The 14,357-nt window shown below is 36.7% G+C and carries 9 protein-coding genes; 7 read left to right on the top strand and 2 right to left on the bottom strand.

The features are described 5' to 3' along the window. Nucleotides 1-12 precede the first annotated feature (12 nt). From JKP34_RS17605 to JKP34_RS17595, 3 genes are read left to right on the top strand one after another with little or no spacing between them, the layout of a single operon-like run. Nucleotides 13-1,197 carry a hypothetical protein gene (locus JKP34_RS17605; RefSeq protein WP_236665061.1) on the top strand — a complete coding sequence of 395 codons (1,185 nt, stop codon included), beginning with the start codon at nt 13-15 and terminating at the stop codon, nt 1,195-1,197. Further along, a complete protein-coding gene (locus tag JKP34_RS17600; RefSeq protein WP_201924459.1) occupies nt 1,181-1,486 on the top strand; it encodes a hypothetical protein in 306 nt (101 codons plus the stop codon). The genes JKP34_RS17605 and JKP34_RS17600 overlap by 17 nt, the downstream gene beginning before the upstream one ends. 2 nt (nt 1,487-1,488) lie before the next feature. After that, entirely contained in the window at nt 1,489-2,154 is a 666-nt protein-coding gene (locus JKP34_RS17595) for a hypothetical protein (RefSeq protein ID WP_201924457.1), read from the top strand. 13 nt (nt 2,155-2,167) lie between these two features. Here JKP34_RS17595 and JKP34_RS17590 read toward each other — a convergent pair whose 3' ends face one another. Further along, nucleotides 2,168-3,436, bottom strand: a complete 1,269-nt coding sequence (locus JKP34_RS17590) for a phage integrase SAM-like domain-containing protein (protein ID WP_201924455.1) — start codon at nt 3,434-3,436, stop codon at nt 2,168-2,170. A gap of 616 nt (nt 3,437-4,052) precedes the next feature. Between JKP34_RS17590 and JKP34_RS17585 the strand changes: the two genes are divergently transcribed. The 4 genes from JKP34_RS17585 (at nt 4,053) to JKP34_RS17570 (ending at nt 12,944) form a co-directional block, all read left to right on the top strand. Next, nucleotides 4,053-5,060, top strand: coding sequence for a LacI family DNA-binding transcriptional regulator (locus JKP34_RS17585; RefSeq protein ID WP_201924453.1), 1,008 nt, complete (start codon nt 4,053-4,055; stop codon nt 5,058-5,060). A gap of 148 nt (nt 5,061-5,208) precedes the next feature. After that, a complete protein-coding gene (locus JKP34_RS17580) occupies nt 5,209-5,973 on the top strand; it encodes a hypothetical protein (protein WP_201924451.1) in 765 nt (254 codons plus the stop codon). Nucleotides 5,974-5,985: 12 nt separating this feature from the next. Continuing rightward, a complete protein-coding gene (locus JKP34_RS17575) occupies nt 5,986-12,000 on the top strand; it encodes a BspA family leucine-rich repeat surface protein (protein WP_201924449.1) in 6,015 nt (2,004 codons plus the stop codon). A gap of 20 nt (nt 12,001-12,020) precedes the next feature. Further along, entirely contained in the window at nt 12,021-12,944 is a 924-nt protein-coding gene (locus tag JKP34_RS17570; RefSeq protein ID WP_201924447.1) for a caspase family protein, read from the top strand. A gap of 8 nt (nt 12,945-12,952) precedes the next feature. Here JKP34_RS17570 and JKP34_RS17565 read toward each other — a convergent pair whose 3' ends face one another. Next, nucleotides 12,953-14,308, bottom strand: a complete 1,356-nt coding sequence (locus JKP34_RS17565) for a sensor histidine kinase (protein ID WP_201924445.1) — start codon at nt 14,306-14,308, stop codon at nt 12,953-12,955. Nucleotides 14,309-14,357: the final 49 nt, after the last annotated feature.

Below are 14,357 nucleotides of genomic sequence, written 5' to 3'. Positions count from 1 at the left end.
TATCCTTGGCTTATGATTTCGATCAACAATTATTCAGAGAAAATTCAGGAAGTCAATCTACGAACCCTGCCCAAAGTACTTCAAGGAGGACATGAATTCTTCCTGGAGGCCAATGCCTGGTACAAACAGGATCCCACTGTAACCGAATCTATAGACCTCTACATTCAAAAACTGAATAACCACCTGAAGCAGGGAAACGATGCTGCAAAAAGGTTTGTAGAGAAATTCCTAAAAATGCATGACCGGACAAAAACGAAGCATCAGCTAGGACTTTACATCAAATCCTTGCAGAAAGCTATTCTTACCAAGCAAATCAGAAAGTCATCATTACAGGCAAGGAACATTACCAAAATACAGGAAGTACTGATTAAGCAATACAATGGACTTCCAGATAATGGCAAAGTCAGGATTACCATCAATGACGCATGGAGAAATGAGCTGGAATCAGGAGCTAAGAAGGTGCAGGCTTTGAATGGAGTGGGTGCCCCTTCTTTAACTGAAAAAAACCCAAAGCTTACAGTAAAGCGAAAGAGGAGCATTTTTGACTCCATGAATGAAATTGATGAAGCACCCTCTGAAAATTCATTCAGGCTGGCAGGTGATTTAGGTACACTGATGGGAGACCTGGAGCGGTTTGAGCTGGCCATCACTCTGGAGGGTGACCAGGGAGGTGGAAAGACCCGCTTCAGTTATCAACTGGCCAATGGATTTGCGGATATTGATATGAAAGTAGCCATGTTTTCCCTAGAGATTGGCCGTAAATCTGATCTTGTCAGAAGGATGAGGGAAGAATACCTGGAAGCAGAAAACAGAAACAATATTTTTATCACCGATCAGCTACCGGAAGGATTTGATACCATCAGAAAAGCTGCCAAAGATTTTGAAGTAATCATCATTGACAGTTGGAACAAGCTGCATGTAAAGTCCACAGAATTTGACCGGCTAAGAAAGGAGTTCCCGAACACCATCTTTATCATCATTTTTCAGCGCACAACACAAGGAACCATACGCGGAGGTACAGCACCTTTGTTTGATTCCGGTATCAACCTGGAAGTAGTGAAGGTGGATGACACTTTCACCAATAATTATGCAGTGGCCACCAAGAACCGATATGGAGTAACGGGTATTCAGTACAACATCACCCAACAGAAAATAATTAACAATTTTGAAGAACAAGAAAATGGAGAAGGAGAATAATGCGATCATACGGTTGAACACCACCCTGAATATGGGGCACTTGATTTTTAGCTCGGTCAGTTTGCTTATCGTGATCATTACCATGTGGGTCAATGTGAATGTACGACTGGCCCGGCTGGAATATGAAGTGACAACTGAAAAGCAAAATAACGCTGAACTCAAGCTTACACAGGAAAAGCTGTTTCTTCAATTCTCCAAAACTAACTCAGAAATGACCAGGTTGCTCTATGAAATCAAGCTGGAGCTAAAGGACAAAGAAGACCGTTCAGAAAATTCTAAAGGAAACTAGTCATGACATTTCTCACGATCTTCAACTTCATCAAAAAGTATTACTGGATACTCCAGGCCATTATTATTATCGTACTTTTCTTTTTTCTAAGAAAGGAGAAACAGAAAACCGAAGATTTTAAAGAAATCTACAGCCTTAAGCAAAGAGAGGTTGAAATCTGGCGAGATGATGCCGGAAAAAACCGTATCCGGGCTGAAATTGCAAAAATTGATGCCGCCAACGCCAAACTGGTACTGGAGGCTGATCTGAAGGAAACAATAAGAAAGGAAGTCGGTAACCTAAAAAGGAACCTGATTAGCTACTCTTCGGTCAGGTCATCCACTAGCGGAACTTTCCAAACCGGCTCAGTAGATACTGTCTATTTGATTGAATCAAAACAAGATTTACCACCCATCCCAGCTAAAAAGTTTACCCTCAATAATTCAGACCTTAAGTTCAACGGTTTGTACGTGCCTTCGTTAGATACACTGTTTGCTGAATACAAGGTCATACATAATTTTGAAGTTTTTCACTATTACAAAAGACCTGGCAAAGCGCCCTTCAATTTATTTCGAAGAAAACAAGCCGTGGCAGAAATTAGATTTGACAACCCCAACACTCAGGGAGATAGTTTGTATAGCGTGGTTTTGGAAAGAAAAAAGAGTCTATTTCACAAGCTGTTCCGTTAACTTCAGCACGACATCATCCCAAAATCTGATCCGCAGCATCATCGAGTACATCCTTATCAAAATCATCAAAGTAAGCCTCGGTAGTATAGTAGTTGGTATGTCCCAGCATGTCGCCAATTTGTGCTTTGGAAATGCCTTTATGAAGTCCGGCAGTTGCAAAAGTATGTCTCGCTACATAAGTGGTGAGGTTTTCTTTAAGCCCAACAGCCTCGCCTATAAATGCCAACCGTCTGTTATGGTTACGCAAGCGATTCTGGTACAATTTATAAATATACTCCTTGTCGGCTGAGTCAATTACGTCTCGCATAATAGGAAAAGTCAGACCCTTGTCATTTTTCGGGTCGGCATAATAATCCAGAATGTACTGGGCTTCTTCGGTAATTTTGATATTGAATTCCTTAACACTGTTTCCACGTTTGGTTTTTGTACGTTTGTATTTCAAACGATCTCCTTGTATAGCATCGGTGGGAAGAAAAGCTAAATCAATAAAATTCATTCCACGCATATTGAACATGAATAGAAAATAGTTACGGTGATGCCATCGTGTGGAGTTTATTGGGTAGTCTAAGTCACGGATAGCCTGAATGGCCTCTAGGTTTATCGCCCTTTTTTTTGCTTTTTCTGTTCTGATAGAATAGCCGGATTTACCAAATGGATAGTGCGTCTCATTCAGTTCGGTATCCTTGTCTTTTATGGCTAGGTTATAAATTCTTCGTACTGCACGTAATTTAGTACCCAGTCCATTCAGCTTGAGACCCTGCCCGAGGTAATCTGCTTCTAAATCTTCCAAGAACGTTTCGTCAATATCGGTAAGCAAAAGTTTGTCGTTATTATGAAATTTTAAGAATGTAACCAGTGCATCTTCAAAAGAACCGACCATCCCGAAGCGGTTAGCTTTTTTATAGCGGGCAATAATCTTTTCTCCATATTCTTTGAGGGTGGTTTTTCGGGATTTAGGTGCTAGGTTGTGGGTAGGGGGCAGTTTTTCTTTATCATTTTCCTCAAATCGCTGTATGATCAGGTTGGTGATTTGATCAGCGGTTAGCTCCTTGAGAACTGCATGGTGATCAGACAATACATCCTGCGCCAGCGACATCTTTTTTTGGACCTTTGAATTTGCTCTTACCGAGTTTGTAAAAGAACTCTTAATCTGCTTTCTTTTCTCGTCCCATTCTTTAGAGTTCAGGATAAACCCGGTCTTCAGGTATTTCGGTTTTCCTTTATGCGATATGCGTATTACCAAAGGACACTTGTCTGTTTTGTTGTATCTGGGATCGGGCATGAGGTTCAATTTGGCCATAAAATGCTATTTTAAGTTACATCTAAAGTAAACTAAGCAGGCAAATGAATCAAGACATTTTGAACATTTTTTGAATACCTTTTGTGGTTTAAGATGGTTTTTGATGAACCCTAATCACTCCGATTATTTATTTATATCTTTGTTTATCAAATAGTTATGAATTTTTGAAGATCAATATAGACCGTATGTCTGGTCACTTGTAATCAGTAGGTCGCTGGTTCGATCCCGGCAAGAGGCTCTTTTTAAAAGCCATTTCGAATATTCGGAATGGCTTTTTTGTTTTATTAGTGCTTTAAAATTTTCTTTTCTCAACTTTTTTTAAGCTCAAAAATGTTACGATTGTTTCTTCGTATCTAATTTTCACCACCATAACTTATGAAGGAATATAAAGGTGATAAATCCAGTATCACTTTATGTTTATAAATTGCCAATCAAAATTTGTATATGCATTTGTCTTAGAGCTTAGTATTTAATGTTTTTATATTATCAATTGATGAAATTTTAATTTTTAAGGTTCTTTAATGTGTTAATTGATTATAAAAATTCGTAATTAGTATAAAATTAGGTGCTTTTTTAAACTGCCATTAAGGAAAAGTATATGAGTAACACTATCAAGGATATAGCTAAAGAATTAGGAGTTTCACCTTCAACCGTTTCCAGGGCTTTAAGTGATAACAAGAACATCAGCGAAAAAACAAAGCGTGCGGTACGTAGAGTGGCTAAAAAGCTGAACTATCAGAAGAATACATGGGCTTCAGCTCTTAGAACCAAAAAGACGAAACTTATTGGTGTAATAGTTCCTAGCTTAAAGAATCCATTTTTTGCTCATGCTATAAGTGGTATGCAAGAAGTGGCTAATAAAGAAGAACTCCGTGTTGTAATCTGTCAGTCAAATGAAAATATGGAAACGGAGATTGCTCAGCTCTATACATTAGTCGCTAGCGGAGCTGAGGGTATTTTGGTTTCAGTATCTCAGGAAACAAAAAATTACGATCACTTTAAAGAAGTTGAAGAGCAGGGAGTTCCTGTGATATTCTTTGATAGGGGGATAGACGCTAAGCATGTTAATCAGGTAGAGGCTGATGATTATGAATCAGGTAAAATTGCAACTGAGCACTTGATTGAAAAGGGATGCAAGAAAATAGTCCATTTAGCTGGTCCTTCAGGATTAAGAAATAGTAGAAGAAGAAAGGAGGGTTATTTAGCAGCTTTAGAAAAGCACGGTATTAAAGTGGATGATAAATTGATTATAGAAACCGGTTATGAAACATCTCAATTTAAAGAATCATGGATTGACAAGATTTTAGTAAGTGGTGATGTGGATGGTATTTTTGCCGTGAGTGATCCTATCGCTATTACGGCTATGAATAAATTAAAAGAGAGGGGAGTGAAAATACCTGAGCAAATTAAAGTAATTGGTTTCGGAAGAGATGATGTAGGTACAATGGTTTCACCAAGCTTGAGTACAGTGACACAAATGCCGGAGAAAATGGGTAGGGAATCAGTTAAAATGTTGTTAGAGGTTCAGAAAACAGGAATTCAGAGTAGTATGAACAGACAGATTTTCACTGAAGCAGAACTTATAGAAAGAGAGTCAAGTAGATAATGTAATGCCCTTATTATATTTCGTATATGTGATACGTTACGTAAATCACTGAAATTCAACGAATAATACCTGATTAAATATCTTTTTTGATTTTTTTTCACTTTATTGATAAGAACTTATTGTTTTAATTCAATGTGAAATTAAAATCATGCTATCAACTTTAACCTCTTATACTAGCCACTTTCTATTTAGGCTTAGCTCGATACTGGCGTTTATACCTTTTTTTTCATCAACTCTGTTTAGTCAAACAATTGAAAACGTAAAAGCAACTACTGACCAAGATATTATTATTGTCACTTACGATTTAATTGATAATGATGCCAATAAGCCCTTTACTGTTTACCTACATATTTCAAAAGATGATTTTACTTACCCTGTTAGAATGGTAAGAGGTGATGTAGGCCCTGGTGTTAATTCTGGAAAGGGCAAAAGAATAGAATGGCTGGCAAAACAAGAGTTAGGTACTTATAAAGGAGAACTTATCATGGAAGTACGGGCAGTACCGCCTGCACCTACTTACAAACCTATTAATGCGCTGGCTTTAAGTAAATCAAAATATAAGGCAGGAAAACAAATACTTATTCAGTGGGAAGATGGTAAGCCACAAACTGACATAACAATAAACCTGCTGAAGAATGATGTGAAATGGAAGACCATTGGCCAGGTGAAAAATGAAAGTCAATCTTATAAATACAAAGTACCAGTCGGAGAAAAGTCTTCCTATTATAAAATACAGTTGGTAACAGATGAAAGTAGCTCGACTACCAATCCTTTTGCTATAGCAAAGAAACTCCCAGTTGGTCTTATTTTAGGAGGAGCTGGAGTAGTTATAGCAGGAACAGCCGCAGTATTATTATTAGGTGGGGGATCTGATGAACCTGGAACACTACCTTCAGCACCTGAACCAAATTAAATTTCCTGATACATGAAAAAAATTTACTGCATCATTATATTATACTTATTTGCTGCAAATATAAATGCACAGAGCATACTAGCTGCATCAGAAAGTAATTCAGGAACCAAAAATGAATTAAACCAAAAGAATACTCAGTTAAAATCAGCTACTGTTCCTTTTATTACTACCTGGAAAACTGATAACCCTGGCAGTTCAGATGACAATCAGATTACCATACCTGCTAACACTGGAACTTTAGAAGATTATACTTATAATTTCACTGTTGATTGGGGAGATGGCTCAACTGATAGTAATGTGACTAATAGTATTACACATACTTATGCAACAGCGGGGACGTATGTAGTAACAATTGAAGGTATATATCCTCATTTTAAGTCTTTTACAGAACTTGATCCCTTAAAGTTGATCGAATTAAACCAGTGGGGAACACAAGCTTGGTTAAATCTGGAATCTGCTTTTAGTGATTGTGAGAACATGGTTTATCTGGCCACTGATATTCCTGACTTATCGAATGTTACCGATATGTCCTTGACATTTGCTAATGTTTCGTCATTCAATGAAACTATAGGTGAGTGGGATGTGAGTAATATTAAAACCTTTAACTCCACCTTCTTTGGATCCACTTTTAACATTGATATTAGTAATTGGAATGTAAGCGGTGCAGAGCAATTTAATGATACCTTTAGCGATTCAAATTTTAACCAAAATATATCTAATTGGAATGTTAGCGGTGTGATTGCAATGAATTCGATGTTTAGAGCTTCTGATTTTAATCAGCCCATAGGTAACTGGAATGTATCTAATGTAACCGAAATGCAGGGCATGTTTCGCGACTCGGATTTTAATCAGGACATAAGTGGTTGGGATGTTTCCAATGTTACTAATATGGGGCAGATGTTTGAAGCATCTGAATTCAGTTATGATATTGGTAACTGGAATACAGCAAGTTTGCAGCTTATGGGGGGTATTTTTTATGATGCATCTAACTTCGATTATGATATAGGCAGTTGGGATATTTCACAAGTGACAGATTTGGCCTATTCTTTAAGTTTATCTGGACTTAGTGTAGCAAATTACGATAAGACCTTAAAGGGTTGGGCTGCTCAAACCGTTCAACCTGATCAAGATTTTAATGGTGGTGGATTGGTTTACTGTTCTGCTGATTTGGAACGAGACATCTTAATAGATCAGGGCTGGGTTTTTGATGGAGATGATTCTGATTGTACTCCATTATTAGCTTATGACTTTAATGATGGTGATTTAGTCAATAATATTGGTGAATTCTTAGAACCAACCAATTTTGGTGCTAGCCCTTCTTTTGACAGGTTTGGAAATGATGAGCAGGCTTATGCATTTGATGGTATTGATGATTATATGAGTATAGAGGGCTCTGAATCAGTAAGTTCTATCAAGCAAACTTTAAGTTTTAGCGCCTGGATTCGGCCTGAAGATTTTGAGCTAAATTATTATACTTTATTTACGAATTATGATGGCCTTAATGGATTTTACATATACTATGAAAAGCAAAGTAATGGTACCTACAGATTATATATTTATGTTCTAGAGCAAGGAAAGAATTATGGTTTACTGACCGTAGATGATGCAGTTGAAATGGATAAATGGAGCCATATCGCTATTACTGCTGATCAGGATAATGGTATCAGTTACTATAAAGATAACTCTTTATACGCTCAAAACAGCGCACCTTTCAATGCGAGTGCTTCTTCCTCACCATTATCCTATTCTTTGGGTTATAGTCAATACTACCAAGGTGAATTTTTTCCAGGTTCAATTGATCAAGTAAGGTTTTATGATTATGAGCTGGATAACGAAAATATTGGCTTTTTGTATTATGAAAATGGTGGTCCTAACTATGTATGGGCTCAATATGATTTTGATGGAGATTATTTAGATAAAAGCGGATTTATAGGGAATGATCCTGTTGGTACTAATACACCTGAATTTGCAGCGGATCGCTTTATGCGTCCAGACAGCGCCCTAAGTCTAAATCAACTTGCAGGCGAGTATTTAGAATATGGTTGGAGCTTTGGCGATAATCAACCTTTCTCTATTAGTGCTTGGGTCAATTGGAAAGGAGGCAATAACGATTTTCAAAATATAGTTTCCTGGTATGATGATCTATCGGGTGCCAGAACTTACTTCGGAGTTAATAATTTAGGACAATTAAGATTTGGAGACCCTTATGGAGATACTGGTATTGATATGCCACAAAACCAGTGGACTCACTTAGTAGCTACCTATGATGGTAATGTTTCGAAAATATATCTCAATAATGAATTAGCAGGTACTTCCGGTGAGGGTAAGAGTTACACTTTTGGTAGTTTTTGGGTAGGAACACTTATAGATGGTTTAGAATTGTGGAATGGATTGATTGATGATCTTAAGATCTACCCAAGAGCTATTACGCCTTACAATGTTAATGATTTGTTTAAAGAAAATGGCTTCGGTTTAAAGCCTCAGTCAGGCCCATCCAATGCTCAGCTTTATGAAGCTGAAGATGATAGAATTTTGTTAAGCTTTGATAGAGCTGACCAAACTGTAGATGGTTACATAGCTGTAAGAAGCAGTAATGGTTTCGTTAGTCAAGAAGTACTGGTTGATGGAACTGAGTATTCAAATTTCGAATATCTTAATGCCGAAGATGCTTATATCATTAATACCATTAATTATGACACACTAATTACTGATTTCAATCCTAATGAAGTTTTAGTTCCTAATACCACATATTACTATAGAATATGGGCCTATAATGGAGATGGAGTGTCAAGGAAATACAGCACAGGGTTTACAACAACACTTGAGGCAACAACTGTTGATGCCGACCCAACAGAGCAAGCCTCTAAACTTAGCAAAACAGCTTCAACAAGTAATAGCCTAAGCGGATCATTTATTCCTTCTTCAGATAGTAATGTTGAAGGATACATGGTTATATATGCTCCGATAAATGGAAATACAAACCCAACTTTAAATAATTTCTTTAATAGGTCAAACTATACTGTAGGCCAGGTATTTGGTGACTATACTGTTGGTTATGATGGAACATCAAGCGAATTTACCATTAATGGTTTATCATCAGAAACAAGATACGCGGTTTATCTGCTTACATATACTGGTAATGCTAGCAGTAGAAATTATAACGGATCTCAAGTAAGATACGATTTCTTTACCCTTGAAGAAGACGTTTCTTCAAATGTATCTTCAGCTACTGTGGATAATGTGGGTGAAAACAATATATCCATTTCATGGGAAGATGTGCTTAATGCAAATAATCAAACCACTAACGGTACTTATGTTTTTGAGAAAGGAGATAGGTCGTTTATTGATTTCGTCAATTTTGGAAATACCTTTCCAAACAATGATTTATCTATAGGACCAAATAGCAATAATAATAGAATCATTATAAGGTTTGGTAATGGAGTTAGCCAAAAAGCACATAGATTTTTGGTGCCAGCAAATGCTACTTTTGGAGTAGCAGACGCAAATTATTCTTATACTGATTATGTAAACGTTCCATTTCAGGTATGGGATGTTGATCGCGGTGTGCAGTTGAATATTGCGTTCAGAGATCAGGATAGGAATGGTACTTTTAATCTACTACCTTATAATGTTGCAGATGCTTATGCCAGCTTACAAAGTAGAGAGTATGTTTATATAAGTGACACTGAATATAACGCAAACAATCCTAATTCAAATCTAGCAATAAACGGAGGGCACATATACAATAATATGTATTACTTCTGGCCTACTTTGGCAGAGGGAGCTACATGGAATGTTGGTAGCATTCCTGAAACTCAATTGAGCATTCAAAATGTATTTTTTGATCAGAAAAATTATGCGGTTTTCAGAAGTGAGGTCGAAACTTTGAATCAGGTACCGACAGACGGAGAAAAGTATATTATTGGTGAAACCATCGGTAACAGCGAACTGGTATTTTTCGGGGCTTCTAATAGCTTTACTGAATCTGAGTTAAACTCTGAAACAAGCTACTTTTATCACATCATAACGGTAGCAGGTGATGGACCTTTTACTAATTATTCAACAGGAAATTATTTTACTCTTGCCACTTCAACATTAGCGGTTGAGCCAGCGAATCAACCTACTAGCATTAATTTTCAAGATGTTTCATTTAACAACCTAAAGGTGCTGTTTTCAACAAATGGGGCTGATGGTTATTTGGTAATAGGAAGAAATGGTGAAGCTGTTGATTTTGTGCCCGAAGATGGCGTAACCTACGAATTAGATGACTTTGTTGGAAGTAACACAGACCAGGTAATATTAGGAAACTCCGGAGTTACAAATATCTCTCATATCAATTTAACTTCAGGAGATACTTATCACTATGCTATTTATGCCTTTAATGGTTCAGGCACAACTATAAATTATAATATTGAATCACCACTAAGAGGTCAGACAACTACGCTTGAGGATAATACATTACCAGTTTTAGGAACTGTAACCTTTGATGATGAGGTAGTTTTGGGAGAATCTAACACTGTGAGTTTAACAGTAGTGGATGCAGAATCTGGTTTGAATGCTGTTAGAATAATTTATACTACTCCTGACAGAGGAGATTATAGTAGTGCGAATGCTAATGATATGTCTGCCTCAGGAGATCAATACTCATTTACACTACCTGACATATCAAATAAAGGGATGGAATTCAAAATTGAAGCTACTAATGGCTTAGGCAATACAATCACCACAGAAGCTTATAATGTAAGAACAATATTTACGGGCTCGGGCTTAAGCATTCCGTTTAATTCGTTTGGTAGCTCTCAGTCTAATTACAGAATAGTATCTATACCACTCTTGCTCGATGATAATACAGTTGGCAATGTTTTCGGAAATGCTTTTGGCCCTTATGATAATACCAAGTGGAGAATGTTCAGATATCAAAATGGAGCAAACTCTGAATTATCAGGAACCTCATCATTAATACCAGGTAATGGCTATTGGTTATTGGCTAGTGAACAGGCAAGTTTGAATACTGGGACAGGAACCAGTGTAGAAGCTTCATCTGAAGAGTTTTATGAGATTGTTTTAAAATCAGGATGGAATCAAATTGGTAATCCATATCCATATGATGTGTCGTGGAGCACTGTTCAGACCTTCAACGATATATCATTTCCTTTAAGAGGGTATAATGGTAATTGGGTAGATATTAATACTCTGGCAACCTTTTCAGGTGGTTTTGTGAATAATACCTCTGGTGGTGATATAGAAATTAAAATTCCTACAGGTGATTTTGCCACATCTTCAGCGCGTGAACTGGGTCAAAGTGAAGGCTGGACTTTGCCAGTTAAGTTGCAATCAGGTAATTACTTTTACGCCCTTGGTGGGGTAGGTATGAGGCAAGATGCAAACAACTTAGCAGACAAGTATGATCAGTACAGTTTACCCCGTTTAGAAGAATACTTAGAGTTAAATCATTCCAGACAATTAGCTGATTATTCAGAAAGCATGAGTATAGTTAAAACTCAGAGTCAATTTGAATGGACGTTCAATGTGGATAATAATTTATCAGCAGCTATAGTCAATATGGATTGGGACGCTGACCTAATTGCTGATTTACCGTTAGATCTTTATTTATGGGATGTGGATGCTGAGAGAGCTATTGACATGAAGTCTGAAAACGCCTATAGTTATTCAAATATAGCTAATAAAGCTTTTAAGATATTCTACGGTGATGCATCATATATTAAGGAGAAAACTAAAGTAAACCACTTGGTGTTTTATTCCATGTATCCTAATCCAACAAAGGATAAGGTTAATTTGGAGTTTTATGTGCCTGAATCATCTAAAAATATGCCTATAGAGATTCAAATATTTAACATGAAGGGGCAGCTGTTTAAGTCTTTATCTATTGATTCAGTAAATGAAGGGCTTAATCTTTTGAATGTACCGCTCTACAAGGGCTCTACTGAGCTAACACATGGGCTACATTTTATTAAAGTATCTCAAGGAGATCAATCATTTATTAACAAATTGATCATTGAGGAATAAGTAAATTTTATTCAAAAGTTATGTTAGTAAATAAGCTAATAAAATATGTTTTACTGATTGGTGTGAGTTTTTTAATGAATTCACAGCTTAATGCACAAGCCATTTCAGGGAAAAGTAATGTGGTGAAGGTAGACTTCACACAGGAATCCAGAGCGATGGCAGAAGTCAAAAAGGAGGTGGTTGAAGCGCCTAAAGATGAAGTAACCGAAAAGCTGGGTATAGTTGAAAAACCTAAATATCACGCACTTATAATAGGCATTTCTGAATATCAATATGCTGGCGCTAAATTGCCTAATTTAGATAAGCCTGTTGAGGACGCTACCAAACTTTATGAGGTGTTAACAACTAAGTATAATTTCGATCCTGAAAATGTGGTATTCCTCAAAAACCCAGACAGAGCAAAATTAATTGATACTTTTTACGAAGTATCCAATGTAGTAGGGGAAAGAGACAACTTATTAATCTTTTATGCTGGTCATGGCTTTTATGATGAAGCTAAAGATTTTGGTTACTGGTTACCCTCTGATTCCAAAGCGGAAAGTAGAGCAAACTGGATAGCGAATAGTACCATTAAAGATTATGTGAGTGCCATTCCTTCAAAGCATACACTTTTAATAACTGATGCTTGTTTTGGAGGTAGTATATTTAAGACAAGGGCAGTATCGAGCATGAGTCTATTGAAAATAAATGAGCTTTATCGTGATAGAAGCCGTAAAGCTATTACAAGCGGTAGCCTCACAGAAGTACCTGATGAAAGCTTTTTTCTTTACATGCTGTTAAAAACTTTGGATGAAAATGAATACCAATTCCTTCCTGCTTCGTCAATATTTAGCAGAATATATGAACCTGTGATGAATAATGCACCTTCTACACCGCAATTTGGTGTAATTCAGGGTGCTGGAGATGAAGGGGGTGACTTTATTTTTATTAAAAGAAAGCAGTAATAATTAACTTATTTTTTGGGAAACTGCATGATAAAGCGAGTGTAGTCTCCTAGCTTTGAATCAACATTGAGTTGCCCTTTATGTAGTTGCATAATTTGTCTTGATAAGGCTAAACCTATTCCTGAGCCATCTTTCTTAGTTGTAAAGAAAGGGATAAATATTCTTTCAAGAGCTTCTGGAACTATTCCTGGTCCATTATCCTCAACGCTGATATAATTCCACTGCTCAGTCACGAATAATTTTATTTTAATTAAGCCATTCATGGTATCGTTCAATGATTCTCTGGCATTTTTGATTAGGTTAATCAGTATCAATTGAATTTGTTCTTCATCAGCCCATAAGAAGATTTCTGCCTCCGGTAAGTTAAGCTCGAGCGTAATATTATTTCTGCTTAGTTCTTCTTTTAATAGTTTCGAAACGTACTGAATAAGTTGTTGTGCAGATAGCTCTGTGAATTTAGGTGCAGGAATATTCGTGTAATCTCTGTAAGCATTTATAAAATTAACTAATCCACGACTACGGTTTTCTATCGTTTTCAAACCAAGAATCATGTCTTCATGAGCTTCTTCGGGAATGACATAGCCATTAGTTTCCTTTTGAGTTTCTTCCTTTAGGATGTCGGTCATAGAACCTACCAAAGTAGCAATAGGCGTAACAGAATTCATGATTTCATGGCGCAGTACTTTCGTAAGATTTTGCCAGGCTTCCAGTTCATTTTGCTGTAACTCAGTATGTATGTTCTGTATAGAAACTATCTTCCAGTCCTTCGTACCCATGCGTACTACCGTGCAGTTTAAAGAAAGTTTTACTGAAGAATTAATAACAACCAAATCACTATCTCCCGGAAGAATATTCATTAATTTTTCATACACCTGAGGCTGGGTCTTCTTAATGTCATCCATGTTGCGCACCTGTGGTGTTAATAATAGCTTTTTCGACATGCTATTGATCAAACCTATTTCTCCGTGTGTATCAAATTGTATGATTCCTGTTTTTATATTTTGAAGAACAGTGGATACTATAAGCAAACTTTGCTCATTCTCGGCTCTTGTTTTTTTGAAGGCATCAGTTACCTCGTTAAAGGCCAGGTTAAGGGCTTTAAAAGATTTCCCCATTTTATTATCAGCAGTAAAGCTTGAAGAGAAATCTGAATAGCGAACAGATTCTAAAAACCTGATCAGTTTATAGTTTACACTATTTACATGATGGTAAAGCTCTATAAACTGAAAAACCAGAATAATGCCTAAAACAATAGAAGCCAGATAGCTATCTGTACTTTGTAAAAGATAGGATATTGACGCCAACACAAAGAAGACGAACACTAGCCTGACGATAATTCCTATGCTAAAATGTTTAAGTATCAATTTATTATGGTTTAAGAGTATGTCTTTTTAATGCTGTATATGTTTAAGC

It is taken from the genome of Marivirga atlantica (genome assembly GCF_016734805.1).
GTDB classification, from domain to species: Bacteria; Bacteroidota; Bacteroidia; order Cytophagales; family Cyclobacteriaceae; genus Marivirga; species Marivirga atlantica.
This window is presented reverse-complemented; position numbering and strand designations above follow the sequence as displayed.

Excerpts from the sequence above, each read along its gene's own strand:
- JKP34_RS17580 (WP_201924451.1), top strand. The coding sequence starts at position 5,209 with ATGCTATCAACTTTAACCTCTTATACTAGCCACTTTCTATTTAGGCTT.
- JKP34_RS17600 (WP_201924459.1), top strand. The coding sequence starts at position 1,181 with ATGGAGAAGGAGAATAATGCGATCATACGGTTGAACACCACCCTGAAT.
- JKP34_RS17570 (WP_201924447.1), top strand. The coding sequence starts at position 12,021 with ATGTTAGTAAATAAGCTAATAAAATATGTTTTACTGATTGGTGTGAGT.
- JKP34_RS17590 (WP_201924455.1), bottom strand. The coding sequence starts at position 3,436 with ATGCCCGATCCCAGATACAACAAAACAGACAAGTGTCCTTTGGTAATA.
- JKP34_RS17605 (WP_236665061.1), top strand. The coding sequence starts at position 13 with ATGATTTCGATCAACAATTATTCAGAGAAAATTCAGGAAGTCAATCTA.
- JKP34_RS17595 (WP_201924457.1), top strand. The coding sequence starts at position 1,489 with ATGACATTTCTCACGATCTTCAACTTCATCAAAAAGTATTACTGGATA.
- JKP34_RS17585 (WP_201924453.1), top strand. The coding sequence starts at position 4,053 with ATGAGTAACACTATCAAGGATATAGCTAAAGAATTAGGAGTTTCACCT.
- JKP34_RS17575 (WP_201924449.1), top strand. The coding sequence starts at position 5,986 with ATGAAAAAAATTTACTGCATCATTATATTATACTTATTTGCTGCAAAT.